Raw genomic sequence first — 26,999 nt, 5'->3', positions numbered from 1 at the left:
CTCGCCCATGAAAGCGTTCGGCAAAATCCTGGGTCTGGTATTTCTCGGGCTGTTGCTGATCATTGTGGCTCTCGGCTTTGCCCTGACCCATCTCTTCGATCCCAACGACTACAAAGAAGAAATTCGCCAGATTGCCCGCGACAAGGCCCACATCGAGCTGACGCTCAATGGCGACATCGGCTGGAGCCTGTTCCCCTGGCTGGGCCTGGAGCTGCACGAAGCCGGGGTGGCGACCCTGACCAACCCCACCCAACCGTTCGCCGACCTGCAGATGCTCGGCCTGTCGGTACGCGTGCTGCCGCTGCTGCGCCGTGAAGTGCAGATGAGCGATGTGCGCGTCGAGGGCCTGAACCTGCGGCTCAACCGCGACAAGAACGGCCACGGCAACTGGGAAGACATCGGCAAGAACCTGCCCGATGAACCCACAGGCACCCCCGCTCCCGCGCCGGTCGAGCCTGTGGCTGAAACCAAGCCGGAAAAACCGCCGCAGCCGATCCGCCTGGACATCGACAGCCTGACCATCAACAACGCCCGCGTTGAATACAACGACGAACAGACCGGCAAGCAGTTCAGCGCCGAAAGCATCCAACTGAGCGCCGGCGCGATCCACGAAGGCGCCAGCATCCCGCTGAAGCTGACCGCGTTTCTCGGTAGCAACCAGCCGGTCATGCGGCTCAAGACTGAGCTGAACGGCAACCTGCGCATCCAGCGCGCGCTCAAGCGCTACCAGTTCGAAGACATGCGCCTGAGCGGCGAAGCCACCGGCGAGCCTCTGCAAGGCAAGACCGTGACCTTCTCCACCCAGGGTCAGGTGTTGGTGGACCTGGCGGCCAACTTTGCCGAGTGGACCAACCTGAAACTCTCGGCCAACCAACTGCGCGCCCTGGGCGAACTTCGGGTCAATGACCTGGACAAAACCCCGCAGATCAGCGGTGCGCTGTCGGTCGCCCAGTTCGACCTGGCCAAGTTTCTGGAAAGCATCGGTCACCCTCTGCCGGCCATGGCGCCGGGCAGCCTGAGCAAAGTCGAGCTGGTCAGCCGCGTCCAGGGCACGCCGACCAGCGTTGCGCTGGAAGATCTGAACCTGAAACTCGACGGCAGCACCTTCACCGGTCGCGTCGCCGTGGACGATTTCGCCAAGCAGTCCCTGCGCGTACAACTCAAGGGCGACACCTTCAACGCCGACAACTACCTGCCGGCCAAATCCGAGGCCGCCAAAGGCGCCACCGCCGCACGCGAGGCCCAAGTGCAGAGCAGCGAAGCCGGTGCAATGGCCGCAGGCGGCACCACCCCGTTGCCCGAAGCGCCGACCAAGGGCGCCTGGAGCACCGACAAACTGCTGCCGCTGACCCGCCTGCGCAGCCTGGATGTGAACGCAGACCTCGCCTTTGGCCAGCTGACCCTGAGCCAGTTGCCGATCCAGAATGCTGTGCTGAAGGCTTCCGGCATCGACGGCCAGCTCAAGCTCGACAGCCTCAGCGGTGGCCTCTACAACGGTACATTCCAGGCCAACGGCACCCTCGACGTACGCCAGGATATCCCGCTGCTGGCGCTGCAAAGCCATATCAAGCAGGTGCCTGTCGAACGCATCCTGCAGGCCCAGGGCAAGACCCCTCCGGTCAAGGGCCTGATCACCCTCGAAAGCAACCTCAGCGGCCGAGGCAACAGCCAGAAAGCCCTGATCGACAGCCTCAACGGCACCGCCAGCATCGTCATCAACAACGGTGTGTTGCTCAATGCCAACATCGAGCAACAACTGTGTACCGGTATCGCCCTGCTCAACCGCAAGACTCTGAGCACCACGCCGCAAGGCAAGGACACGCCCTTCCAGGAACTGCGCGGCAACTTGACGTTGCGCAATGGCGTGGCCAGCAACCCTGACTTGAAGGTGCGCATTCCGGGGCTGACGCTCAATGGCAACGGCGATGTCGACTTGCGGGTGCTGGGCATGGATTACCGCGTGGGCATCATCGTCGAAGGCGACAAGCGCGACGTACCCGACCCGGCCTGCGAAGTTGGCGCCAACTTCCAGGGCATCGAAGTGCCGCTGCGTTGCCGCGGCCCGCTGGAACTGGGCGCCAAGGCCTGCCGCCTGGACAAGGACGGGCTTGGTCAGGTCGCCATCAAGGCCGCCGGCAACCGCCTTAACGAGAAGCTCGAAGAGAAGCTCGACAAAGTGAATCCAAAGCTCAAAGACGCATTGAAAGGCCTGTTCAACCGATGAGAGACGAGCAGTTTTCAACGGCGGTACTCGACTGGTACGACCGCCACGGTCGCCACGACCTGCCCTGGCAACAGGGCATCACGCCTTATCGGGTGTGGGTGTCGGAGATCATGCTGCAACAGACTCAGGTCAGCACCGTGCTCAACTACTTCGACCGGTTCATGGCGTCCCTGCCGACGGTCGAAGCCCTGGCCGCCGCGCCGGAAGACGAAGTGCTGCACCTGTGGACCGGCCTGGGTTACTACACCCGGGCGCGCAACCTGCAAAAGACCGCAAAGATCGTGGTAGCCGAATACGGCGGCGAATTTCCCAGGGATGTCGAAAAGCTCACCGAGCTGCCCGGCATCGGCCTGTCCACCGCCGGAGCGATCGCCAGCCTGAGCATGGGCCTGCGCGCGCCGATCCTCGACGGCAACGTGAAACGCGTGCTGGCACGCTTTACCGCGCAAGAGGGCTACCCGGGCGAGCCCAAGGTCGCCAAGCAGCTGTGGGCCACCGCAGAGCGCTTTACACCCAACGACCGCGTCAACGCCTACACCCAGGCGATGATGGACATGGGCGCCACCCTTTGTACCCGCAGCAAACCCAGCTGCCTGCTGTGCCCGCTGGAAAAAGGCTGCGAAGCGCACATGCTCGGCCTGGAAACACGCTACCCGATTCCCAAGCCACGCAAGGCCGTCCCGCAGAAACGCACATTGATGCCGATGCTGGCCAATGCCGAGGGCGCGATCCTGCTTTACCGTCGCCCCTCCACGGGCCTGTGGGGCGGCTTGTGGAGCCTGCCGGAGCTCGATGACCTGGGTGACCTGGATCACCTGGCCAACCAGCATGCGCTGGCGCTGGGCAAGCATCAGGAACTGCCGGGGCTGATCCACACCTTCAGCCACTTCCAGCTGGCCATCGAACCCTGGCTCGTCCAGGTCGAGGAAAGCGCCCATCACGTGGCCGAGGCCGACTGGCTCTGGTATAACCTCGCCACCCCGCCGCGCCTGGGCCTTGCCGCCCCGGTGAAAAAACTGCTGAAGCGCGCGGCTGAAGTATTGAACGCAGGAGAGTCGTCATGACCCGCACCATCATGTGCCGCAAGTACAAAGAAGAACTCCCAGCCCTGGAACGCCCTCCGTACCCAGGCGCCAAGGGCCAGGACATCTACGACCACGTCTCCGCCAAAGCCTGGGGCGACTGGCAGAAACACCAGACCCTGCTCATCAACGAAAAACGCCTGAACATGATGAACGCCGAAGACCGCAAATACCTGCAGGGCGAAATGGACAAGTTCTTTTCCGGCGAGGAATACGCCCAGGCCGAAGGTTACGTGCCACCTGCTCAATAATTGATCAAAAACCGGGGTCGACACGTAAGCGACGGTAATAATTAAATATTTTTTGAAAACTTGCTTGACGACCCCCTGAAAAACCCGTTTAATGCGCCCCGTTGCCCAGATAGCTCAGTCGGTAGAGCAGGGGATTGAAAATCCCCGTGTCGGCGGTTCGATTCCGTCTCTGGGCACCAAAATACCGAGAAACCCCAAGGAACAATGTGTTCCTTGGGGTTTTTTATTGCCTGCGATTTAATGGCGACCCAGCTATTGGCGTCACGATGTCGCAGCAGGACGATTAAGGGTTATTTTCCGCTGGGCCCAATCGTTCAGCCTTTACCCAATTCCTCGCTGCAAGGTTTCTTCATGACCCGCTTCTCGCTCTGCACGCTATTACTACTGACCGCAATGCTCAGTGGATGCGCCACGCAAATGGACGTAGCGATCAACGCAACGCCGGACCCCGACTACCACTTCGATCGACAGGCCACGGTACTGGTGACATCCACCGGCGGCAGCGACGAAAACGCACTCAACGCCCGCTACTACCTGCGCGATATGGTCAGCGCCATGAAAGACCAGGGCTTTCGCAACGTCTTCACCGACACCACCCTGCCCAAAAACCACGCACCGATCAAAATGACCGTCACCCTGGACGTCGACAGCAAGCAAGTCACCTACCGCTATACCGCCACCGAATACGGCCAGGTCGCCAACAGCACCACCACCCAGTGCAAGAAGAACAAAAAGAAAACCGACCAGCTGACCTGCACCAGCACCCCAAACACCACCTACGGCCCTGTAGGCACCTCTGAGCGCACCGGCTACACCACCCTCACCACGTTCAGGGCCACCGCCCGGGATGAAACGAGCAAGCGCGCGGTGTACCTGCTGCGGGCATCGTCCTATAACGACGACTGCCAGGCGGCGAAGGTGGAAGCCTTTTTGGTGGAGCAAGGGCTGCGCAATCTGAATTTTCAGGATCGGGTGCAGCGTAACTACACGGTTACGATGCCGGAGGGGTTTCGTTGTAAGTAAGCTTTAGATGGCTAGGGAGCCCGGACTATTTCTCAACGTTTTTCAGTTATCTGAATAATGCTTTTGAGATAATGTAGGCCCTCATCAGGCCCTGAGAACCTATAAACCGGGCACTAGGCCGCTAATTTTTCGAGATAATCGAAAGCCTACTGGAGATATTTCCGATATGGCCGAGTTTGTTCACCATGAGCTCAAGCTACTGAATCCCTCATTCGACTCAGGCCTGGTTGACGTTCTGAGCGAACTGGAACATTTACGGCGCCTTGAATTGGGCGGGGATACGCCACATGCCGTCTTCGTCCAGTTGAAGGATTTATTTCATACGCTTGAAAGCCTCGGCTCAGCTCGTATTGAGGGCAACCATACAACCCTCGCCGATTACATCGAAAGCAAAGTGGACGGAACAGCCCAAGGCTCCGACCCTTTGCGGGAAATCGCGAATATAGAAAAAGCGATGGAATATATTGAAAGCTTCATGCAACCCGGTACGCCCTTTACCGAGCTTGCGATCCGAGAGCTTCACGCAATTACCGTTCACGGCCTGACACGCGAGGGTGATCGTACGCCGGGGGCTTACCGTGAAGGCACAGTGCGTATCGCCCAATCGGATCACCTTCCTCCTGACGCGGTGGTGGTGCCTGGGTACATGCAAGAGCTGGTTGGGTTTGTGAATAAGCAAGACGCGCCCAAGTATGATCTGATGAAAGTTGCGCTGGCCCACCATCGATTCGGCTGGATCCACCCCTTCGGAAACGGCAATGGTCGTGTCGTGCGCCTGCTGACCTACGCACTTCTGATGAAGTACGGCTTTAATGTCAATACAGGCGGGCGGATTCTAAACCCTACCGCTGTATTTTGTATTGATCGAGAAAAGTACTACTCGATGCTATCGACTGCCGATACCGGAACAGAAGCGGGCCTTGAAGCTTGGTGTACTTATGTTCTGGCGGGCATCAAGGATGAATTGGCAAAAGTCGGCAAGCTGACCGACTATGATTACTTGACCAAACACATCCTGACCCCAACCGTCACACTTGCAAAAGAGCGAGGATGGATTACGGCACTCGAAGAAAGAATTCTCTCCACGGCAGTCCAACTGAAAGTGGTCAAATCGAGCGACATTGCCGACGCGTTGCCGAAACTGTCCGCGGCACAACGGACCTACCAGATAAAAAAGCTGGTTGATCAAGGCATGCTGCTTCCCATCAGTCCAAGTGCACGGCAATACACAATTGGATTCTCGAACAATTATTTGATCAGAGGCATCATCAAGTCATTACGCGAGGAGGGCTTCATTCCGGAGCAGTTGGATAAGCCCTATGCTTGAAGATCTTCTCACCTGAGCAAAAACACCATCAGCGGATTGTCATTCAACCGCCCCTGAAAGCTCGGCGCCAACGGTTCTACGGGTGAACCCTTCAACAGCGCAGTGTCCTTGCGCGGCACAATCACCCAGGACGGCCGGGGCAATGTGGCGAGCAGCTCCAGCTCGTTACGCCCGACGAACAACGGCTGCTCGTCGTGGTCCAGGTTCATCATGTAGCGTACCGCCCAGGTGTCTCGGGCGAGGTCGACAAATACCAAAGGCCCCGGCTGCGCATCGCGCAACGCTTCCACTTGGCTGACGAACTGCCGGGTATCGAACTGAAGGTCCTTGGCTGGCTCGATCACGGTCACCAACAACAGCCACTGCGCTGCCAGGGCGATCATGCTGAGCCACACCAGGCGCGCGGTCCGACGCCACGCCACCATCGCCGCTGCCTGCAGAAGTATCAGCACGCCGATCAACAACGGCATCGATACCTCGGGCCAGTAACCCTGTTTGTGCCAGGCATGCCGACACACAAACAGCACCACCACGCACAGCGCCGGCAGCGCCACAACCAACCCTTCGTAACAGCGGCGCACGCCAACGAGCCAGCCTTGCGCCTGAAGCAGCCCATAGGCCGCCACCGCAGCGAACATCGGCACCATGGGCAGGATGTAATAGGCGACCGCTTGAAATGCGGCACTGACAAGCCGAGCAAAATCATCAGGCCGCAGGCGCCGAGCCGTATCAGCAGCTGCACCTCATCATTGGCCCAACGTTGTGCCCAGCGATGACGTAGCGCAATCAAGGTAGCCAGCGCCAACGGCACCACCGGGAAGTAGCGGTACAAACTCAGCTGGAAGTAGAAGTAAAACGGCTCGCCAGACTCATCGAGGCGCCCGCCGACCTGCATCTTGAACACCTCATCGGCAAAGGCATCGCCACCGCTGATTCGTGCGAGCTTCATCAGTACCCACCAGCACGCCGCCAGCAACAGCAACCCGGCAGCCCCGTGAATAAGTACCTGCCTGACGCGCTCGCCCGGCCGGCCCAGCGCCCAGTACACGCAGGCAACACCACACACTTCGATCAACCCCAGCGGCCCACGAATCGCAAAGGCCAGGATGAACAACGGGAACACCGCCAGTTGCCTGAACCGCGAGCCCAACTGCTCGCCACTGTGCAGCAGGTAGAAAGCGCCTACGCACAACAGCGCGACCATCTGATCCAGGCACACCGAGCGTGACTTTTCGAGCAGTTGGGTGGTGAGCAATGTCAGCAGCACCGTCAGTAATGCCCACGGCCGGCTGGACGGCGCCAGCAGGCGATAGATCAGGGCAATCACCCCTGCCGACGCGAGCGCGGTGGGCAGCACATTCGCCAGATGGTTGGGCGCGTCAAACAACCGGGCGAAGACGTAGCTGAAGAAGGTCGCGGTGCCGGGGTAATCCGCGTACGGCTGGCCATAGGTGGTGGGGAAAAGACTCGCACCGTGGCGAAACATTTCCTGCAGAAACAGCGCCCAGCGCCCGTCAAAGCCTTGGGGCTGTTGGTCCCAGATCCCCAAGGTGAACAGCAATAGGGCAATCAGAAAAATACCCAGGGATTCCAGGCGAAAGCGGCTGCGGTGATCCATCGGTTGACCTGTCAGGTAAGAAGCGCGGGCTTATGGTGCCGACCGCCTGCCTGAATAGCGCCTGAACGAACCTGAAGATTCATTGGTTACCGACTGCCGGGCCACACCAGGGCCGGGATCACGCGGATGTAGATCAGCTGCGCAACCAGCTCGACCAGGGTTTGCAGAATGACCGCCGTCGCAGCCAACCCGCGCACGCCTTCAGGCAACGCCAGCGCCAGGGGCAGCACCACCAGCGAATTGCGCGTGGATGCGCTGAACGTCACCGCACGCGCCGTTGCCGCCGGCAGCGCGAACAGGCACGCGGCCAACATCCCCATCAGCGGCGCCAGCAGCACGAAGCCCACATAGACTGGCAGCACTGGCAGCAGTGCGCTGATACCCCGAACCACTGAAGTAATCTGCGAGCCGATCACCACGAACAGTACGAGGGCCATTGCCGGCACCGGCAACCAGGCCCAGGCGTTGTTCCAACGGCTAACAAGCGCCGAGCGTCGCGCAAGCAACAGGGTCAACGCGGCCAGTACCATCGGCGCCACGATCAGCAACAGGAACGCTTCGATAAACGGCCCGACCGCGATCACCACCTCCGATTGCGCGCCCAGCATCAACCCCAGGTACACCGGCAGCAGGGCCAGCTGCATCAGCAGCAGTAACGGCGTGGCCGCCAGCACCAGCCGCGAGTCGCCTTTGCCAATGTGAGTAAACACCACCACGTAATCGATACACGGCGTCAGCAACACCAGCAACGCGCCCACCAGCAGCGCAGGGTGCGCCAACAGGCCACGGGTCAGCACCCAGACCAGCAACGGCACCAGGATAAAATTGGCCAGCAGCAACGCCACCATAAAGCGTTTGTTGCCCCAGCTGCGGCGCAGATCGAGGAAAGGAATTTGCAGGAACATCGCGTACATCAATACCGCGATGGCGGGCGTGATCAATACGCTCAAACGCTGAGCGAAAGACGGCGCGGCTACCGAACAGAGAGCGGCCAGCAGGAGGGCGACAAAGTAGAGGGGAATCTGGTTACGCTCTAGGGTGTCGCGGGTCATGAAGACGCTCTGGCAAGTTGCAAAGGCCTAGCCTACCCGGATTACCTTGGGATTTGTCTCAACCTGCGCTTCAATACCCCATCCCTAATTCCGACCCCCAAGGACGTCACGCCCATGGCCTCGCCGAACAAACAGCAAAAACGCGCCCAGCGCGCCAAAACCAAGGCCAAGCAAAACCGTACCCAGCGCGCCGTGGCGACCAAGCCGGATGCCTTCGCCGGTGATGACAGCCGTATCGACCTTGAGTCGGTGGATTTGACCGAGCTGTTCGAAGAGATGCGTGTTGCGGGTCAGACCAGCCAACAGGCGCTGTGTGCGGCTTTCCTGGCGCACCCGCTGCTGGCGCTGGTGCTGGAACAGGAAGGCGAAGAGCAAGCCACCGACTTCATCCTGGCAGCGCTGATGGAATACCGTCAGTGGGCCACCGACAGCGATGATGAAGCGGCCGCATTGGCGTGGATCGAATCGCCGCAGTTTCAAGCGGACTATGTCGCAGCGTCCCAGTCCCTGACGAACTCAGCAGACTGACACCTACAAAATGTGGGAGGGGGCACGCCCTAATGCCAGTCAGTTAAGCGAAAGCGGTTCAATGTAGGAGCGAGCTTGCTCGCGAAAAACGCCTAGGCAACGCGTTCATTCTGGATAAACGCGGTGGCCCTGAGTTCTTCGCGAGCAAGCTCGCTCCTACAAAAGCCTTAACTGACTGGCATTAGGGCAAGCCTCCTCCCACATTGTTGATCGACATTTTGTCAGTTCAGTACGGCAGCGCCCACTCTCTGGGCCTTGCGACGGCTCGCAACGAACAACCCCGCCAATACCACCAGCAGGCTCAGAATGCCCGTCGCGATGATTTCGACGCGGTGCGCTTCCTGGAACAGCATGATGGTCAACGTCCCCACGATAAACACCATCACCGCATAGGTCAGGCCGGGGAACAGCCACATCTTGAAGACAATCTTCTCGCCCGCCGCCGTACGCTTCTGACGCATGCGCAGTTGCGACACTGCGATCACCAGATACACCAGCAAGGCAATGGCGCCAGAGCTGGCCAGCAGGAATTCAAATACCGCCGCCGGCGCCACATAGTTGGCAAATACCGCCAGGAACGCAGCGCCCGTGGACAGCAACACGGCCCAGTAAGGCGTGCCGCTTTTATTGGTGCGCTTGGCCACGGCCGGAGCATCGCCGCGACGGCCCAGGGAAAACAGCATGCGCGAGGCGGTATACAGCGCCGAGTTGAGGCAACTGGTCACGGCAACCAATACCACCAGGTCGACGATCAGCTTGGCATTCGGGATGCCCATGCGCTCGAGCACGGTCTGGTAGGAACCTACGGCAGCCAGGGTCGGATCATTCCAAGGCACCAGGGAAACGACGATGAAGATCGACAAGAGATAGAACAAGCCAATCCGCCAGATCACCGAGTTGGTGGCCTTGGTGATTTGCTGACCGGGGTTCTTCGATTCGGCGGCGGCGATGGTCACGATCTCGGTACCCATGAACGAGAACATGGTGGTGAGGATCGCCGCGAGCACCGCGCCCATGCCGTTGGGCATAAAGCCCTGGGTGTCGAACAGGTGCGATACGCCGCTGACCTGGCTGGTGGGCAAGAGGCCGAAGATCGCCGCCAGGCCGAGGATGACGAAGCCTACAATCGCCACGACCTTGATCAGCGCAAACCAGAACTCGAACTCACCGTAGTTCTTTACGCTGAACAGATTGGTTGCGGTCAGCAGCAAGGTAATGATCAGGGTGAAGGCCCAGATCGCCACGTCGGGGAACCATGCATGCAGGATGGTCGCCGCCGCGTTGGCTTCCAACGGAATCACCAGCACCCAGAACCACCAGTACAGCCAGCCGATGGTGAACCCGGCCCAGTGGCCGATCGCCCGGTCGGCGTAGGTGGAGAACGATCCGGTGTCCGGCGACGCAACCGCCATCTCGGCCAGCATGCGCATTACCAGTACCACCAACGTACCGGCAGCCGCATAAGCCAGCAGCACGGCCGGGCCGGCGGCGGCAATCGCGTGGCCGGAGCCGACAAACAAACCGGCACCGATAACGCCAGCAATCGACAGCATGGTGACATGCCGCGGTTTGAGCCCCTGTTCGAGGTCATTGGAGCTTTGCGTACTACTCATTGACACACCTTTGCGAGGAATTGCGAAAACGGTTCGCCTGGCCTGCGGTCTTTCTCGTGAAAAGAAACCAACAGGGCGTTCTTTATTTTTTACGCAAGTTTTGCGCCAAAATGTAACAAGGCCGCGATTGACGCGGGCTGTAGGACTATTCAGCAGTGACCGCAAGTCTTTGAGAACAATGGCATTCCGCTATAGCGTTACCGTGCGACTCACCTTCAGAACGAACAGGCGCACCAAAAACACACACAAAAAGTGCGTGACGCTCCAGAAAAGTGCCGTTAAGCGCCGTTTGCCTGGTTAACCCTTCCAACACCCGCGCAAAGCTGGCACCATCGCGCCCTTTTTTACGCGAAGCCTGTGGATTCTTCGGGTTCAAACGTCTGTTCGGTTGTTGATGGCGCGACACGCCGCTGCGCTGATGCGACACCCTGCCGCAGACCACCTGTTAACCGTCCGCAGCGCTGTTGGCTGTCATCCAAACGCTATGCTAGCTTGGCGCCTCGCCAGGAAGGCGGCCCAACAGTGCAGAACGCAACGAATACAATGAGGACCGCACATGGCCGAGGCCACGCCCGCGCTTGAAATCCGAAACTTGCACAAACGCTACGGTGAGCTGGAGGTACTCAAAGGTATCTCGCTGACCGCTCGCGACGGCGATGTGATCTCGATCCTGGGTTCCTCCGGCTCCGGCAAGTCCACCTTCCTGCGCTGCATCAACCTGCTGGAAAACCCGCATCAGGGCCAGATCCTGGTGGCCGGCGAAGAACTCAAGCTCAAGGCGGCAAAAAACGGCGAGCTGATGGCCGCCGATGGTAAGCAGATCAACCGCCTGCGCAGCGAAATCGGTTTTGTGTTTCAAAACTTTAACCTGTGGCCGCACATGAGCGTCCTCGACAACATTATCGAGGCGCCCCGCCGAGTGCTCGGCCAGAGCAAGGCCGAGGCTATAGAAGTGGCCGAAGCCCTGCTGGCCAAGGTCGGCATCGCCGACAAGCGCCACGCCTACCCGGCCCAGCTCTCCGGTGGTCAGCAACAACGCGCGGCGATTGCGCGTACGCTGGCGATGCAGCCCAAGGTCATCTTGTTCGATGAACCGACCTCGGCGCTTGACCCGGAAATGGTCCAGGAAGTACTTAATGTGATCCGCGCGCTGGCCGAAGAAGGCCGCACCATGCTGCTGGTCACCCACGAAATGGGCTTCGCCCGCCAGGTATCCAGCGAAGTGGTGTTCCTGCACCAGGGCCTGGTCGAAGAGCAAGGATCGCCACAGCAGGTGTTTGACAACCCGCTTTCGGCGCGCTGCAAACAATTCATGTCCAGCAACCGCTAACGGAGCAACATGCATGCAGACCTATAAAAAATTCCTTCTGGCCGCGGCCGTCTCGATGGCGTTCAGCGCCACGGCCATGGCAGAAACCTTGAAGATGGGGATCGAAGCGGCCTACCCGCCCTTCAACAATAAAGACGCCAGCGGCAATGTCGTCGGTTTCGACAAGGACATCGGCGACGCCCTGTGCGCCAAGATGAAAGTCGAGAAGTGCGAAGTGTATGTGTCCGACTGGGACGGCATCATCCCGGCCCTGAACGCCAAGAAGTTCGACTTCCTGGTGTCCTCGCTGTCCATCACCGATGAACGCAAGCAGGCCGTCGATTTTACCGACCCGTACTACTCCAACAAGCTGCAGTTCATCGCGCCAAAAGCCACCGCCGATTTCAAGACCGACGCCGCCTACCTCAAGGGCAAGGTGATCGGTGCACAACGCGCAACGCTGGCCGGCACCTACCTGGAAGACAAGCTGCCTGACACCGAGGCCAAGCTGTATGACACCCAGGAAAACGCCTACCTCGACCTGACTTCCGGTCGCCTGGACGGCATCCTCGCCGACAAGTATGTGCAGTACGAATGGCTCAAGAGCAAAGACGGTTCGGCCTATGAATTCAAGGGCGACCCGGTTGTAGAAAGCGACAAGATCGGTATCGCCGTACGCAAGGGCGACCCGCTGCGCGAGCGCCTGAACAAAGCCCTGGCAGAGATCAAGGCAGACGGCACCTACAAGAAGATCAACGACAAGTACTTCCCGTTCAGCATCGAATGATCTGAACGGCCTGACCGACGCGCGCTCTGCAGCGCGTCGGCTTTTAGCAATGCCTGCCGCGATATGAAAACACCATGAATTTCGATCTCTACGGATTCGGCCCGGCCCTCGCCGCCGGCGCGCTGATGACCGTCAAACTGGCACTCACGGCCCTGTGCCTGGGGCTGGTGCTGGGCCTGGCCGGTGCCTTGGCCAAGACCTCGCCGTACAAGCCGTTGCAATGGCTGGGCGGTGCTTATTCGACCATCGTTCGCGGTATCCCCGAATTGCTGTGGGTGCTGCTGATTTACTTCGGCACCGTCAATCTGATGCGCGCCATTGGCGAGTTCGTGGGTAACCCCGACCTGTCCCTGAGTGCCTTCGCCGCAGGTGTCATTGCCCTGGGCCTGTGCTTCGGGGCCTACGCCACGGAAGTGTTTCGCGGCGCGATCCTCGCGATTCCCAAGGGCCACCGTGAAGCCGGTGTGGCATTGGGGCTGTCGAAGTTTCGGATTTTCACGCGGCTGATCATGCCGCAGATGTGGCGCATCGCCCTGCCGGGCCTGGGCAATCTGTTCATGATCCTGATGAAAGACACCGCGCTGGTATCAGTGATCGGCCTGGAAGAAATCATGCGCCACGCACAGATCGGCGTGACCGTGACCAAGCAGCCGTTCACCTTCTTCATGGTTGCCGCCTTTATGTACCTGGGCCTGACCGTGCTGGCCATGACCGGCATGCACTTGCTGGAAAAACGCGCCGCCCGCGGCTTTGCAAGGAGCGCCCAATGAGCGGTGATTACAGCTGGCTGTCGCATTTCGACCTGGGCCTGAACTGGGCCGTGATCATCAAGTGGCTGCCCAAACTGGCCCAGGGCGCAACACTGACCCTTGAACTGGTGGCAATCGCCGTGATTGCCGGCCTGTTGCTGGCGATCCCACTGGGTATCGCTCGCTCTTCGCGCCGCTGGTACGTGAGCGCGCTGCCCTATGCCTACATTTTCTTCTTCCGCGGTACGCCCCTGCTGGTGCAGTTGTTCCTGGTCTACTACGGCCTGGCGCAATTCGACAGCGTGCGCGGCAGCTTCATGTGGCCCTACCTGCGCGACCCGTTCTGGTGCGCCACCGCCACCATGACCTTGCACACCGCCGCCTATATCGCCGAAATCCTGCGCGGCGCGATCCAGGCCATCCCTCCGGGTGAGATCGAAGCGGCTCGCGCTCTGGGCATGTCCAAACCCAAGACGCTGTTCTATATCATCCTGCCGCGTGCCTCGCGTATCGGCCTGCCTGCCTACAGCAACGAAGTAATTCTGATGCTGAAAGCCAGTGCCCTGGCCAGTACCGTAACCTTGCTGGAACTGACCGGCATGGCGCGGACCATCATTGCGCGCACCTACCTGCCGGTGGAGATCTTCTTCGCGGCCGGGCTGTTCTACCTGTTGATGGCTTACGTGCTGGTGCGCGGGTTCAAGCTGCTGGAAAAATGGCTGCGCGTCGATGCGTGCCAGGGACGTTGAGGCACGCTTCCAGGCACTGGATGCGTTTCTGACCGAGCACCAAGGGCTGTGGCGACCACGGCCCTTTACCCATCTGCAATTACCCTGGGAAGCCGAGCATCCCGCGTTGGCGCACTGGTTACGCCAGCGCTCGCTGGAGGATGCCGAAGCCAGTCACAACCACCCTTACGACCTGCCGGCTCCCGCGCCTTTTCCACACCTGGCCGCCCAGGCGCTGCAGCTTGGCGCTGTGGATAAGTTGCCGACACACCTACTTACACCGGCTCGCCACCGTCTGGATGTCGACGTTCCGGGCCGCAAATGGCAGCAAATCGAAGCCTTCGGCGCCGCGCTGAATTTTGCCACCACGGCCAACCACTGGCTGGACTGGTGCGCCGGCAAAGGCCACCTCGGACGGCGCCTGCTGCAACCCGGCCAGCAACTGACCTGCCTGGAATACGACCCGGCGCTGATTGCCTCGGGCAAAGCCTTGAGCGAACACCACGGTCTGCCCGTCACCCATCGCCTGCAAGACGTAATGGCCGATGTAACGATCACCCCCGACCACACACCCATCGCCCTGCATGCCTGCGGCGATCTGCACGTGCGCTTGCTGCACCTGGCCAGCGCTGCCGGCTGCAAGCAACTGGCGCTGGCGCCGTGCTGCTACAACCGCATCGGCGCCGACCGCTATCAAGCGCTGTCCGCGACCGCGCGCGCATCAGCCCTGCAATTGTCAGTGGATGACCTGGGCCTGCCGCTGAGCGAAACCGTCACTGCCGGCAACCGAATACGCCAGCAACGCGATACCTCCATGGCCCGGCGTCTGGGCTTCGACCGGTTGCAACGGCAGTTGCGGGGTTGCGACGAATACCTGCCCACGCCGTCCTTGCCCACACGCTGGCTGGATAAACCTTTCGCGGACTATTGCCGAGAGCTGGCAAGCCTCAAGGGCTTATCCATAGGCGAACAGGATTGGGGAGCGCTGGAAGCACACGGCTGGCGTCGCCTGGCCGAAGTGCGAAACCTGGAACTGGTGCGAGGCCTGTTTCGCCGCCCGCTGGAAATATGGCTGGTGCTGGATCGGGCTTTGTTCCTGATGGAGCAAGGCTACGACGTCGAGCTAGGCAGCTTCTGTGAGCCGACCCTCACCCCACGCAACTTGATGGTGCTGGCCCAGCGCGATTAAAGGGCGAAATATCCTACAGCTGCCTGTGGATAACTCTGTTGATGAAATCTTCAAAGGGGCTGTAGCCATCAGCGTTAGAGCCTGAAAGCCGCGCTGGTCATTTTTTGTTCATAAAATAAAATGCACACAAAACAGGCAGTTGCGACGTGTTGAGAACGGCTCCACAAATTAGCCGTTTCGTGACAACCGTTGCCAACCAATTGTGCATAAGCGTCTGGCATAAACCGTATAAATCGCGCTTTCAAGCGATTTTTTTCGGCGCCTTTAACAGCAGGCACAGCTCATTGATATCGTCACTGGCGAGCCGTTGCGTGACGTTATCCAGCGGATCGGCGGCAAAGGCCAACGCCTCGTTGATCGCCATGTCGCGATGCACCTCCAGCGGTTCTTTGCCAAGCCGTTGCTTGAACGCCTCAAGCATATCCAGGCTGAAAGCATTACTTTCATCCACCTGGTTGACCACCACCTGCACAACGGGTGGGCGTTGGCCCTCGAGATGCGGGGCGAGCAGCATGTCCAAATGGTCCAGCGTGCCCAGGCACGCAGCGTCCGGCTGCACAATGACCAGCACCACATCGGCGACGCTCAGTGCCTGATGGAAATAGACATTATTACCGGCGGGAGTGTCGATAATCACCGTCTGCCGCTCGCTCAAGCCCAATGAGGCAAGACGCTGCGCCAGCCAATCGGGCTCATGCTTGAGCCAACGCTCCAGGTTCTCCTGCTGCTGGATATCGACATCGCCGAAGGTGATCACCTGGCAACCGGCAAACCCTAACTGCTGCAGCGCGCCCCATTGGCCATGCTCCAGGCTGGTACGCCCGAGGCCCGGCAAGGTGGAACTGACGCCAAAGTGATGGTGCAAGGCATTCTGCGGGTCCAGATCCAGCGCCACCACCGACTCACCATGGCGCTGCAAACCGCTGCTCAACGCAGTGACCAACGTGCTGCGGCCGACCCCGCCATTGATAGACACCAGCGCCACTATTTTTGGACGCAACACAGGGGTATTCAACGGTTGAAGACGCTGATGGGATTCTTCAGGGACACTTCCAAAAAAGTGCATTCGAGCATTGATGCCGTCGGCATCATGGGTGACGTCTTTGCCGAACAACGCCAGGATTTCTTTACCAAGGCTCATAGCCTGCTCCTCACGACGCAGCTCAAAGACGTGAAGCTCGGCAAGCGCGGGTACTCACCGCAGGTCTTTTTATAGGCGCCCTTTGTTTGGGCATTCTGTGACAACGGGTGACGAGTGTCATTATTTTGATGTTTTAGTGGATTGATTTTTAGATGAACGGTTATAAGTCAATTTAATGGCTTTTTTTCGAATCTTTTTTGGGATGTTTTGAGGCGGTCAGAATGTGCAGAAAACACCGTGAGCGTGGAAAACCTCAGCGTTTGCAAAAATAGTCAGAATTCAGGGGTTTACAGAACCTTTTCAATCGCTATAATCGTCGCCCTAACACGCCGGTATAGCTCAGTTGGTAGAGCAACTGACTTGTAATCAGTAGGTCCCGGGTTCGACTCCTGGTGCCGGCACCATACAAGGTTCCAGAGAAGGCTTTCAAAATCTCTGGAACCCCCGAAAAACCCGCCTTCTGGCGGGTTTTTTCGTTTTGGCGTTCCATCGATTTCCGTCAGAAACTGGTGGATTCCAACCGTTTTAAGGGTAGAGTTTGGGATACAGGTCACTTCGATAAAAGGGAGTACCCTTATGTCGCGCACCACAGCTCCGCTCTCCGACGCAGCTTGCCGCTTGGCAAAACCTACAGACCACGCCTACAAGCTTTTCGACGGCGATGGCCTCTACCTCCTAGTCCAACCCAATGGCCGCAAAGGCTGGCGGCTCCGTTACGTCAAACCTGACGGACGCGAAGGACTGACCTCGTTCGGCAACTACCCCGTCATTGGCCTCGCCGATGCGCGCCGCAAGCGCTTGGAAGTTAAGCGAATGCTGGCGGATGGCGTTGATCCTATAGAGACCAAGCACCAAGCCAAGGCGGAAGCCGTAATCAAAGGCAGAACCTTTGAAAGCGTTGCGCACGACTGGCATACGGAAATGTCGGCCAAGTGGGCACCAGGCCATTCCAAGACCGTGATGAGTCGCCTCAAAACCCACGTGTTCCCGCTGATCGGCGCCCGCGCCATTGTCGACCTCGATACCCATGACCTCATGCAGCCCTTAGAAGCGATCAAGAAGCGCGGAACGATCGACGTTGCTTTAAGGGTACAAAACTACCTGCAGAGCATCATGCGCGAGGCAAAGCGCCTCCGACTTATCACCATAAACCCTGCTTACGATCTCGAAGGCTCGATCAAAGCCCCGCGGGTGGTACATCGCCCCGCTCTACCCTTATCGCGACTGCCGGAACTGCAGGAGCGGATCGATACCTATAAAGGCCGCGCACTTACTCGCCTGACGGTGATGCTGTCGCTGCATGTGTTTGTACGATCCAGCGAGCTGCGTTTCGCACGCTGGAGCGAGTTCGACCTCAAGCGCGGCACCTGGGAGATACCGGACACTCGACCCGCGTTGGAGGGAGTACCCTTTTCCACAAGGGGTACGAAGATGGCAGGGGATATCCACCTTGTACCCTTATCACCGCAAGCTGTGGCCTTGCTTGAACAGATCCACGCCCTCACCGGTAAGTTCGACCTGGTGTTTGCAGGCGATGCCAAGCCCTGGAAACCGATGTCCGAAAATACCGTGAACAACGCGCTACGGACGATGGGATACGACACCAAAACCGATATCTGCGGGCATGGGTTTCGTTCGATGGCCTGTAGCGCGCTGATTGAGTCAGGATTGTGGTCGGAGACAGCCATCGAGCGGCAGATGAGCCACAAGGAGCGCAACAACGTCCGCGCCGCTTACATCCACAAGGCCGAGTTCATCGAGGAGCGCAGGCTGATCATGAACTGGTGGAGCCGGTACCTGGAGACCAACCGGCAGGAGCATGTCACTCCACACGAATTCGCCAACCAGATTGGAGTTAACGTTACTCGGATGAAGGCGAAGCCTGGCACTGGCGCAGAGAGGAGAAATTGATATGGATATCTCAACCGCACAAAGCATCAAGCTCGCCATTGTGTCGGCAACCGGACTATCAAAAGACGCGCTGCATATTTATTTGGGCATGGCGATCTATTTAACGTTGATCGTCGGCACCCGACGATTCAGGCCATACCTTGGCTGGCTGGTTGTTTTCATCATTGCGTGTGCTGGCGAGTGGGTAGATCGGCGAGACGATATTGGAAGCTTCGGATACTGGCGCTGGCAGGCAAGCGCTCACGACGTTCTCAACACGTTGTTTTGGCCGACCGTGCTGACACTGCTTTGGCTTTTAAAGTGCCGCAGTAAAGCAAGCGTACATCCGTAAGACTCTCGCAATCTGCTCTGCCACGCGGGTCCATCCAAGCAGGGCTGCAAAGCCGCCCTGCTTGGATGGACCTCACTTAAAAAATCTAAAGCCCACGCAACTGTCGGTGGAAAACCACTGATTTCCACCGGTGGATAATTTCATCCACAGCCGCAGAGCTCCCGAAAATTCGAGCCTTGACCCGAATTATCCACAGGCGTAGAAAAGATCGGGCAAAGCGCTGTCTTTGACAGCAACCCAGGTAGCCAGAACCTTTAAGGCTACGCCACACCGTGGTGGTTCTCCCAAAGTGCGATTAGCGTCCGGCGGCTCGCACGGTCACAGCGATGTGATGGATGCCTACCTTTACCAGTGTGCCCGCTGCGGCAACTCATTCCCTTTCATAGCTGCCCTGCAGCAGCCTATCCGCTTGGCCATTTCACTGCGCCAACCTGCGCCCGTCTCTTTCTTCCGGAAAGAGACGGGCGCTCGTACCACTGCTGCAAGCCACGTCATACAAGGCTTTGCAGCATTCCCCCTCGTGACAATCGGCGTGACAAACACCGGAGTCACCAGCAACAGCGATGCAGATGATGGTGCCGCAGCCCACGGAACGGACGGCACCTGACTGACAGTCAGGCATGCCCCAGTCATCGCTTCACTGCCTTCACCTGACTCAGGATCTCGCGGCGCTAGTCTCGTCAGCCAGTGCAGCCTCCACCCGCCCACTTCTTCGGAAGTGCTCAGGAGGCCTGATCATGAGATGCCCAAGCTCCCGGTCGTAAAGAGCCGCCAGTCCCGCGTTAGTGGACAACCCTCACAGGTCGCAGGGGCCTTGATCCCTGATAACACTCAGCATTCATGGCGGGATGACGTGGGGCGAATATCGGAGAACGGGAGATGAGGTGACTGAGATGGCATTGGTGGATAGACGCGATGGCCGAAATTTCGGCTACGGCAGGCAAATGAGCTACGCAGGGCCGCAGGCATTGAAAAACATGTTCGGCGGTGGCCATTACGGCACGGTCAAGGCGCATTCTGATCGGTGGCAGGCATTTGTGAAGTGGTGCCGATCCGAGCAGGGGCCCGGTATCAATGATGCGCGAAAGGTTGATCGGAAGGTGTTGGCTAACTATGCAGCGTATCTCCGTAACCTAGTTGGACTCGGTGACCTCGCCATCAGCACCGCGCAAAATCGGCTATCCAGCGTTAACAGGACCATGGCGGCGCTTCGCGGTGATCAGTGCGTGAAATTGCCAAGTCCGAGCAAGGCGTTGGGTATGCAGCGCACCGGGGTTCGGCACTCGGTGCCGCAGGGCCAGGACCACGGACAGGTTCGACAGATCGTCGATGCGCTTTGCAGCCATCATCAGCTAAGGGCCGCCGCTATCGTTCTATTGGCGCGAGCCACCGGCATGCGATTGCGTGAGGCCATCTTGGCGGATCTACCACGGCTAAGTCGGGAGGCTAGAGAATTCGGCGAGATCAACGTCCAAGACGGCACCAAAGGCGGCCGTGTCGGTGCATCGGCACCCCGCTGGATTACGATGGACGAGCAAGTTCGAGTATCGCTTGGATTTGCGAAGCAGGTGTCGCCTGCGGGTAGCCGCAACCTGATTGCGCCACACGAAAGTTACTTCAACGTTCTACAGGAAATAGTCCGCCCTGCGCGGGACATTCTCCATGCATACAACCTCAAAGGTTTCCATGAATTACGAGCGGCTTACGCATGTGAGCGCTACGAGCAAATCACCCAACACGGCGCCCCTATCAACGGTGGTCAATGCCGCCAGATGGATCCGCGTCTTGATTATGAAGCACGAAGCCAAATCGGCTATGAGCTGGGGCACGGTAGGATTGATGTGGTCGCTGCCTACATCGGAGGACTGACATGAGTAAGCCCTTCGATATGGAATTGTTTCTGACCGGCGTCCTGACCGGATCGCACGCAACGCGCAAACGCCATTTGCGTCAGGCGAAGCTGATTCAATCTGAAATCGCAGAGCGCTGGCAGCGAGATACGCCTTGGGCTTGGCAGAAAAAGCATATGGTATGGTTTCTCAACAATCGCCTATACGGGCGTAGTGAATCGACGCGTTATTACTATCTACTTACCATTCGGCTGCTCGCAAGGCGTCTAAAAGCTTCATGGGTTTTCAAAAACTGTAAAGCGCAGGAAACTGAAAGTCGAGCTCTGCGGGGCTGATTAGGCCCCGCAGATCTATTTATTCAGTCTTGTTGGCCGCCTATTAATCTGTTGTACACCGGAGGCCCAAAATATACTACTTTTCCGCCATCAGGCCCCGCTCCCGGCCCAAATTCCAGTAGATAATCACATTCATTCAGGATTTCAGGCTTATGGTCAATGACCAAAATCGCCTTAAAGCGTTCGGCATACTGATGTATATGGCGTATAGCATTTATTGCAGATAGCCTGTCAAGGCCTGCTCCAGGCTCATCTATAATTAGAGTTTTCTCTTTATTTGGTGAGACTAACGCCTGTAATAGTTTAACTCGGCGAGATTCGCCACCGGACAAGCTTCCAATTTTTCTGCTTACGCTTAGATGAGATATTCCTAGCGCTTCGGATATTCCTACAATGCTTGCAATTTTCTTACTTTGCCCTACAAGCTCCTTTGGCAAAGAATGAAGAGCACTAAAATAGAAATCCTTAATATTCAATCCTGACATACAGATATCATCAACTTTATTTGAGAACAACGCACCTTCACAAGTCGGGCATGAAATTTTTACGGTTTTTTCGAAGGTTCTCGTGAACTCAATAACGCCTGTGCCTCCACATTCATCGCAGCAACCGGGTTTACCTGGCTGCAGGAGGAATAACTCTTTGGACGCACCCGTATTCTTTGAGTAAATGCTTGCAATCGTGCCACTCAAATCTAACGCGGTTGAAATTGTTGATCTAATATTTCCGCGCATTTGTTTTTGTGATACGTAATTAACTTGTGGCAAGGATTGGGATATAGCGGACGCGAATGAAGACTTACCTGAACCTGAAACACCACATACGCCTGTGATAGAGCCCCTCGGTACTGAAGCAGACACACCTACGACATTGTTATTAGATACTTTAGGGAGTTGAAAAAAATCTTCTTTTTCTAACACTTTATGATTTCGAGGTTCTATGCGTTGAGGAGGTAGGTACGGTACTATATATCCGCCCTCCTCTCCTGGACCTGGTCCTACACAGATTACTTGATCTGCAGACGCGATGAAGTAATCGTTGTGCTCAATCAGTACAATCGTGTTCCCGCGATCACAAATCCCCTTCATTTTTTGGATGAGAAGTTCGTGGTGATTTTTGGAGACCTGTGAAGATATTTCATCAAGGACAAATAATACGCCTGAAATTTGAGTGTTGCATATTTGGGCGAACCGGAGTTTCTGTAATTCTCCACCGGACAGGCTTGGGATCTGGCGAGCTAACGTCAGATATCCAAGCTCAAGCTGCATCAACGTGTCCAGTTGATGAATCAGGGAGTCGAGAGCGGGAGAAAAATTTTGACAAGACACCTTCAAAGTTTCAAGGCATTCTGAAATTGGAAGTCTTAAAATATCAAAAAGTGACATTTCGCCAATTTTGCTTCGTTTGAACTTTTCACGATCAACTCCCGTAGAATCACACATCATGCAGGGGGAAGGCGTGGAAAACTTTCTATAAGCATCGTATTGAGATATGTTTTTGCTTTGAGAGAATTCTTGCAAAGTTTTCATCGGTCCGACATACCGTTCTTCTCTACTTCTTCTCTTGCCGGAAAAGGTAAAACTTATTTTATATTTTTTAGCGGATTCCCCCTCCAATATCTTTTTTTTGTGAGCCGCTGGTAGCTCTCGCACGGTCTTCCTTATGTCGATTCCCTCATCCTCACAAAAAGCACTAAGGAGAGCCCCATATTTGGAGAGATTGGCGCCTGTCCAGCATTTAAATGGCGTATCCTTCAAAGATTTTGAGTCGTCGATTAAGAGGTTCTCACTCAGTGAAAGCGTCTCTCGGCTTCCGCCACAATGAGGGCACTCATTTCCGGGCTTGTTCAAGCGAAGAATTGACTGGTCAATATTCGTGTCACTACTAGGAGTGATTGAATAAAGATAGCTTGGTATATCTAAATACGAATAAATTGTGGATCTGGGGTTGGAGTTAAAATTGTTTTGCGTTAGCGCTATTGCTGGAAGCGCACCATGAAACTCATCGACATTGTATACCGCATGATCGTACGTCCCGGACTCAAGCTGGCTAAACTGTTGCTTACAAATCGAGTACAATGTACCGTATGCTAATGATGATTTCCCCCCTCCGCTAATACCAGTTATAGCTGTTATGGAGTTCAATCTGATCGTCACATTTAGACTTTTCAGATTATTGGTCTTTGCACCATTAACGACAAATAGCCTCTCTTTTGAACTTCCGTGCATGAGTGACTCCAGTATTAAAAATCCGCGAGTGACATGACTGTGCCATTATGGTATTGTTTTTGCCCTGTGTCCATAACGTAAACGGAGTTAGCAATGGTCAAAAAGAAGGTAAGTTTAAAGTTTTCTGAGGTAAATCAACATCCTGAAGCTGGGACAAAGTACACTACTACTTGTTCCGGCAGTAGAAGCGATTGCTGCACTAGGGTATGCACTCGCCCAGATATCGGGTCCGACGATGGCAGCTTGGATTCGTGGGATGAGTACCTCGAGGCGAATGCTGGCGTACTGCAATATTGATTATGGAGTGGTGCCAACATTTTGGCACCCATTCCCTCCCGGTAGGATGAAGAATGGACGCTTTCACACTGAATCCTGTCTTAAAGATAAAAGACAGCGTGGATGTTTACGTGTCTATGACTGAAACTGATGTTTGTACCATTCAGTTTTATCATATTAACACTAGGCAAAAGCTATCTATCCAGATTGATCCTGCTTTCAGCGAATTATTGTCAGTCTTTGATGGAATTCATTCGCTTTCGACCCATTTAGAACGCCTTGATTTTGAGTTGGATGCCGACGAATTAAAATCGACGTTGCAATACTTGATCGACAATGGCGTGCTAGAGCATCCATCTCATATAGACCAGAACTCTCGATACTCAAGGCAGATTAATTTTCTGTCGGATTGGATTTTTGGAGTGCCTGCAGAAGTTGCTCATAAGCGAATTTTGGATACCCACTGCGTTATTTTTGGGATTGGTGCAATTGGCTCTTCAATTGCCATCAGCTTAGCCAGAGCAGGCGTTTCAAAGCTCACGCTTGTAGACGATAAAAAACTTGAACAGCACTCTTCCGAAAGACATCCGTATTTTTCAAAGTCGGAATTAGGGCAGCCGAAAGTTCATGCCCTAAAACGCTACCTTCTCAGAATAAATTCAGAAATTGATGTAATTGGCATACAGGAGAAACTATTGCCGCTCACTGATCTTTCTGGCCTTGTAGATGACGCCTCGTTAGTTGTTAATACGGCAGACGAACCGTATATCGGCCATACATCAGCCAAGCTCGGGCGATATTTGTGGAGAAAAAATATTCCTCTCTATGTAGCGGGAGGCTTTGACGCGCATCTAATGAGCACGGGAGACTTTTATATTCCCGGCGAGTCCAATTGTGTTGATTGCTCTACTAATTTCTTTACCGTAGCGTTAGCGGATTGGAAGCCGTCCTATAAGATACATGAATCTAGCATCAAGAAAACTCATGTTATCGGAGGTAGTGGTGGGCTTTACAGCATGTCACTCTTTTCAGCGTCGTACGGCTGCGTGCAACTACTGAATTACATTGCTGGTGGCAATGCCTATAAGTCGAGACTTTCTAAGCGAGGAGAGTTTATGACTGGAAAAGGTGAAATTGAATGGATTGAAATTCCAGCTAGGGATGTTTGCGATGTCTGTGGAAAATAAAGTTTATAGGCTTAGAAGCTGCATTGCATTAGTGCGTCGCGGTGCGCTTATTGAGTTTTTCGATAGTAATCTAAGAGTTGGATTTTCACTCGACCTCAAGTACTCAAAAATCGTTGAATTACTTCAGCAGTTTGATGGCTTGATGACAGTGGCGTCAATCGGTGCTCTCTATCCCGAAGTACTGCTTAACGAGCTTAGTGATTTAGTTGAATTTCTTCATTCAAAGTATGTACTGATTGAGATTGATGAAGAATATGAACAGTCGAGCCTGCACTCATTTCCTAGACTAATAAATACACTTGAGAGTTATTTCCACTCTACTTCAGCCATCAACAATTCACTCCGGAAAGGATGGGGTGGAAATGTGCTAATTGTGGGGCTTGGTGCAGTAGGCACATGGGTTTTACATAGCTTGGTCAAGGCAGGCGTAAAGAACATTACTGTTATGGATGATGATGTTGTTGAGGAATCCAACCTCCATAGACAGGATCTTTTTTTTGAGGCAGATATTGGGACTCCAAAGGTGTCCGCCGTTTATAACAATATAAAAACCTCGTATGGAACCGGACTATATACATATATCAAAAAAATGCAGTCCGTTGAAGACTTGGAGCAACTTCCATGTATACCTGACATGATTATAAATTGCGCAGATTATCCAAGCGTTGACCACACGTCCAAGATTGTTTCCGATTTCTGCCTGAAGAATAGAATATCGCACATCATTGGAGGAGGTTATAATCTGCATCTAACGCTAGTCGGCCAAGTCGTAATCCCCGGAGTTACAGCTTGCTTTCATTGCTTTGATAAGGTTCTCACTCCAATCAATGCCGCAGAGCTATTTGGTGTCAAAAAGCTTAACAGGAAGTACAGGAAAATAGGAAGTCTGGGGCCTCTGTGCAGCATTTCTGCATCGATTACAGCTACAGAAGCAATAAAATTAATTTTTGGAGTCCCGTTAGAATTTATGGGCGTGATAAATAAGCGTCTAGAATTTAACCTTAAAGATTTTGATTTTGGTGCATTTTCTGTCCAGAGAAATGTAGATTGCGAATATTGCTCTTAGTCCATTGCAACCACTTCACGCTACAAGCTCCATCTACAGTTAGCCGCATAAGTCCAACTGACAGACTCACCAGATAAATGTCTTTTGACTGAAACCAGGGTACTTTTAGAGATAGCGTCATTTTTCTTACGAGCATTTATTGAATTAAATCAATATATTGGAATACGATTTGACTCCTGGTGCCGCACCATATAAGACAAAGCCCCTGCAGCGATGCAGGGGCTTTGTCGTTTCTGGGATATTCATTCCCGGTCAGCCCCTTCCCGTCTCTTCGCGGAGGTGATTGAGGGAGCGCTGGGACAGGAAAACACATGTGTCACGTTTAACCCGGCCTCCCCTCTCCTCAAGCCCCATTCCCCCTACGCCTTACCCGACAACGACTCCGTCATCTCCCCATGACACACCGCCAATATCTCATCCGCCAGCGCCGAATCATCAGGACAAGCACGGGACAACATAATGGCGCCAACCCCCCGCGCCAGTAGGTCGATCATTTTCGCCCTCGCTTCATTTGGCGCCGCATCCGGGCCGGTCGGGTATTTTTCGCCCAGGGTTTGCAGCAAGCGCTCGATGCCTTCAGCGAAGGCCGCCTTCAAATCATCCGATTGACGCGCCGCGTCGCCACATAGCGCTGCCATGGTGCATCCCGTGGCGCGGCCGTCGCGGTGGTCTCTGGACACGTATACGTCGATGAAATCCTGCACGCTCAATCGTTCGGCGCCGGCGAGTGACTGCGCAAGGCTGTTGGCTGAGGCTTCGGCCATCAGGTCGGCCTTGGAGCCGAAATGTTTGTAGAAGCCGCCATGGGTGAAACCAGCGGCGGCCATCAGGTCGGCCACGCCGACGCCATCAAAACCACGTTCGCGAAATACCACTGAGGCTGTTTCGACGATGTGTTCCCGGTTTGCCTGGGCCTGAGCCTTGGAGACGCGCATGTTCGATCCTCTCTACCGCTGAATTCATCGCCTGATGATACATAGATGTCATCCATAATCAAAACTGTTGACAGCTTAGATTTCGATCATCATCCTAATGGCAAGCGATATGCCCCTTAACCAACAGGCACGGAATAAGCACCCATGAGCGATCTGAACCTGTTTATCCCTTAGCCGACACTTGCCGAATCATCCGCTGCCGCGACCTAGGCACTGGCTGATCAAACCTGGTTTACCCGTGCCTCAATCCCAATCGCTG

The 26,999-nt window shown here is 55.8% G+C and carries 22 protein-coding genes, 2 tRNA genes and 1 pseudogene; 19 read left to right on the top strand and 6 right to left on the bottom strand.

Going from position 1 to position 26,999, the window contains the following annotated elements; translation table 11 throughout:
• The first annotated feature begins 7 nt into the window (after window positions 1–7).
• The 6 genes from QF045_RS04620 to QF045_RS04595 all read left to right on the top strand — a co-directional run bounded on the left by QF045_RS04620 (window position 8) and on the right by QF045_RS04595 (window position 5,907).
• Window positions 8–2,224: an AsmA family protein gene (locus tag QF045_RS04620; RefSeq protein ID WP_306491235.1), complete on the top strand. Its 2,217-nt coding sequence runs from the start codon at window positions 8–10 to the stop codon at window positions 2,222–2,224.
• Window positions 2,221–3,288 (top strand): A/G-specific adenine glycosylase, encoded by a 1,068-nt coding sequence (mutY, locus tag QF045_RS04615; RefSeq protein WP_306491234.1) that lies wholly within the window; start codon window positions 2,221–2,223, stop codon window positions 3,286–3,288. Before QF045_RS04620 ends, mutY begins: the two co-directional genes overlap by 4 nt.
• A complete protein-coding gene (locus QF045_RS04610) occupies window positions 3,285–3,557 on the top strand; it encodes an oxidative damage protection protein (RefSeq protein WP_306491233.1) in 273 nt (90 codons plus the stop codon). The genes mutY and QF045_RS04610 overlap by 4 nt, the downstream gene beginning before the upstream one ends.
• Window positions 3,558–3,660: 103 nt before the next feature.
• Window positions 3,661–3,736 (top strand) — tRNA-Phe (locus QF045_RS04605).
• A 172-nt stretch (window positions 3,737–3,908) separates the two neighbouring features.
• Entirely contained in the window at window positions 3,909–4,580 is a 672-nt protein-coding gene (locus QF045_RS04600; protein WP_306491232.1) for a hypothetical protein, read from the top strand.
• A gap of 166 nt (window positions 4,581–4,746) precedes the next feature.
• Entirely contained in the window at window positions 4,747–5,907 is a 1,161-nt protein-coding gene (locus QF045_RS04595; RefSeq protein ID WP_306491231.1) for a Fic family protein, read from the top strand.
• Window positions 5,908–5,915: 8 nt separating this feature from the next.
• On the opposite strand, the pseudogene QF045_RS04590 reads toward QF045_RS04595, so the two are convergent.
• Window positions 5,916–7,525: pseudogene (locus QF045_RS04590) on the bottom strand (hypothetical protein).
• A gap of 86 nt (window positions 7,526–7,611) precedes the next feature.
• On the bottom strand, window positions 7,612–8,577 hold the full coding sequence (locus QF045_RS04585; protein WP_306491230.1) for an arsenic resistance protein: 966 nt from the start codon (window positions 8,575–8,577) through the stop codon (window positions 7,612–7,614).
• 114 nt (window positions 8,578–8,691) lie between these two features.
• Between QF045_RS04585 and QF045_RS04580 the strand changes: the two genes are divergently transcribed.
• Window positions 8,692–9,105 carry a hypothetical protein gene (locus QF045_RS04580; RefSeq protein WP_306491229.1) on the top strand — a complete coding sequence of 138 codons (414 nt, stop codon included), beginning with the start codon at window positions 8,692–8,694 and terminating at the stop codon, window positions 9,103–9,105.
• A 221-nt stretch (window positions 9,106–9,326) separates the two neighbouring features.
• On the opposite strand, the gene gabP is transcribed toward QF045_RS04580, so the two are convergent.
• Complete coding sequence (gene gabP / locus QF045_RS04575) at window positions 9,327–10,718, bottom strand: GABA permease (protein ID WP_306491228.1); 1,392 nt, start codon at window positions 10,716–10,718, stop codon at window positions 9,327–9,329.
• Between the two features lie 556 nt (window positions 10,719–11,274).
• Here gabP and QF045_RS04570 point away from each other — a divergent pair.
• The 5 genes from QF045_RS04570 (at window position 11,275) to QF045_RS04550 (ending at window position 15,480) form a co-directional block, all read left to right on the top strand.
• Window positions 11,275–12,048 carry an ABC transporter ATP-binding protein gene (locus QF045_RS04570; RefSeq protein WP_306491227.1) on the top strand — a complete coding sequence of 258 codons (774 nt, stop codon included), beginning with the start codon at window positions 11,275–11,277 and terminating at the stop codon, window positions 12,046–12,048.
• A gap of 13 nt (window positions 12,049–12,061) precedes the next feature.
• Window positions 12,062–12,814 (top strand): ABC transporter substrate-binding protein, encoded by a 753-nt coding sequence (locus QF045_RS04565; protein ID WP_005783892.1) that lies wholly within the window; start codon window positions 12,062–12,064, stop codon window positions 12,812–12,814.
• Between the two features lie 74 nt (window positions 12,815–12,888).
• Window positions 12,889–13,584, top strand: a complete 696-nt coding sequence (locus QF045_RS04560; RefSeq protein WP_124384695.1) for an ABC transporter permease — start codon at window positions 12,889–12,891, stop codon at window positions 13,582–13,584.
• 38 nt (window positions 13,585–13,622) lie between these two features.
• A complete protein-coding gene (locus QF045_RS04555; RefSeq protein ID WP_306494853.1) occupies window positions 13,623–14,312 on the top strand; it encodes an ABC transporter permease in 690 nt (229 codons plus the stop codon).
• Window positions 14,293–15,480, top strand: a complete 1,188-nt coding sequence (locus QF045_RS04550; RefSeq protein ID WP_306491226.1) for a methyltransferase — start codon at window positions 14,293–14,295, stop codon at window positions 15,478–15,480. Before QF045_RS04555 ends, QF045_RS04550 begins: the two co-directional genes overlap by 20 nt.
• A 241-nt stretch (window positions 15,481–15,721) precedes the next feature.
• Here the strand turns inward: QF045_RS04550 and bcsQ are convergent, their stop codons facing one another.
• Complete coding sequence (gene bcsQ, locus QF045_RS04545; protein WP_306491225.1) at window positions 15,722–16,621, bottom strand: cellulose biosynthesis protein BcsQ; 900 nt, start codon at window positions 16,619–16,621, stop codon at window positions 15,722–15,724.
• Between the two features lie 328 nt (window positions 16,622–16,949).
• On the opposite strand from bcsQ, the gene QF045_RS04540 reads away from it, so the two are divergent.
• The 5 genes from QF045_RS04540 to QF045_RS04520 all read left to right on the top strand — a co-directional run bounded on the left by QF045_RS04540 (window position 16,950) and on the right by QF045_RS04520 (window position 21,048).
• Window positions 16,950–17,025 (top strand) — tRNA-Thr (locus tag QF045_RS04540).
• A 172-nt stretch (window positions 17,026–17,197) separates the two neighbouring features.
• Window positions 17,198–18,532 carry an integrase arm-type DNA-binding domain-containing protein gene (locus QF045_RS04535; RefSeq protein WP_306491224.1) on the top strand — a complete coding sequence of 445 codons (1,335 nt, stop codon included), beginning with the start codon at window positions 17,198–17,200 and terminating at the stop codon, window positions 18,530–18,532.
• A 1-nt stretch (window position 18,533) separates the two neighbouring features.
• Window positions 18,534–18,863 (top strand): hypothetical protein, encoded by a 330-nt coding sequence (locus tag QF045_RS04530; RefSeq protein ID WP_306491223.1) that lies wholly within the window; start codon window positions 18,534–18,536, stop codon window positions 18,861–18,863.
• 893 nt (window positions 18,864–19,756) lie between these two features.
• Entirely contained in the window at window positions 19,757–20,737 is a 981-nt protein-coding gene (locus QF045_RS04525; protein WP_306491222.1) for an integrase domain-containing protein, read from the top strand.
• Window positions 20,734–21,048, top strand: coding sequence for a hypothetical protein (locus tag QF045_RS04520; RefSeq protein ID WP_217881174.1), 315 nt, complete (start codon window positions 20,734–20,736; stop codon window positions 21,046–21,048). The genes QF045_RS04525 and QF045_RS04520 overlap by 4 nt, the downstream gene beginning before the upstream one ends.
• A 23-nt stretch (window positions 21,049–21,071) precedes the next feature.
• Here the strand turns inward: QF045_RS04520 and QF045_RS04515 are convergent, their stop codons facing one another.
• Window positions 21,072–23,276: an ATP-binding cassette domain-containing protein gene (locus QF045_RS04515; protein WP_306491221.1), complete on the bottom strand. Its 2,205-nt coding sequence runs from the start codon at window positions 23,274–23,276 to the stop codon at window positions 21,072–21,074.
• Between the two features lie 350 nt (window positions 23,277–23,626).
• Here QF045_RS04515 and QF045_RS04510 point away from each other — a divergent pair, with 350 nt between their 5' ends.
• Together QF045_RS04510 and QF045_RS04505 are read left to right on the top strand one after the other, a co-directional pair.
• A complete protein-coding gene (locus tag QF045_RS04510; protein ID WP_306491220.1) occupies window positions 23,627–24,739 on the top strand; it encodes a ThiF family adenylyltransferase in 1,113 nt (370 codons plus the stop codon).
• Window positions 24,723–25,805, top strand: a complete 1,083-nt coding sequence (locus tag QF045_RS04505; RefSeq protein ID WP_306491219.1) for a ThiF family adenylyltransferase — start codon at window positions 24,723–24,725, stop codon at window positions 25,803–25,805. Before QF045_RS04510 ends, QF045_RS04505 begins: the two co-directional genes overlap by 17 nt.
• Window positions 25,806–26,164: 359 nt before the next feature.
• On the opposite strand, the gene QF045_RS04500 is transcribed toward QF045_RS04505, so the two are convergent.
• Complete coding sequence (locus tag QF045_RS04500; protein ID WP_306491218.1) at window positions 26,165–26,740, bottom strand: TetR/AcrR family transcriptional regulator; 576 nt, start codon at window positions 26,738–26,740, stop codon at window positions 26,165–26,167.
• Window positions 26,741–26,999: the final 259 nt, after the last annotated feature.

The organism is Pseudomonas sp. W4I3, from assembly GCF_030816195.1.
GTDB lineage: Bacteria > Pseudomonadota > Gammaproteobacteria > Pseudomonadales > Pseudomonadaceae > Aquipseudomonas.
This window is presented reverse-complemented; position numbering and strand designations above follow the sequence as displayed.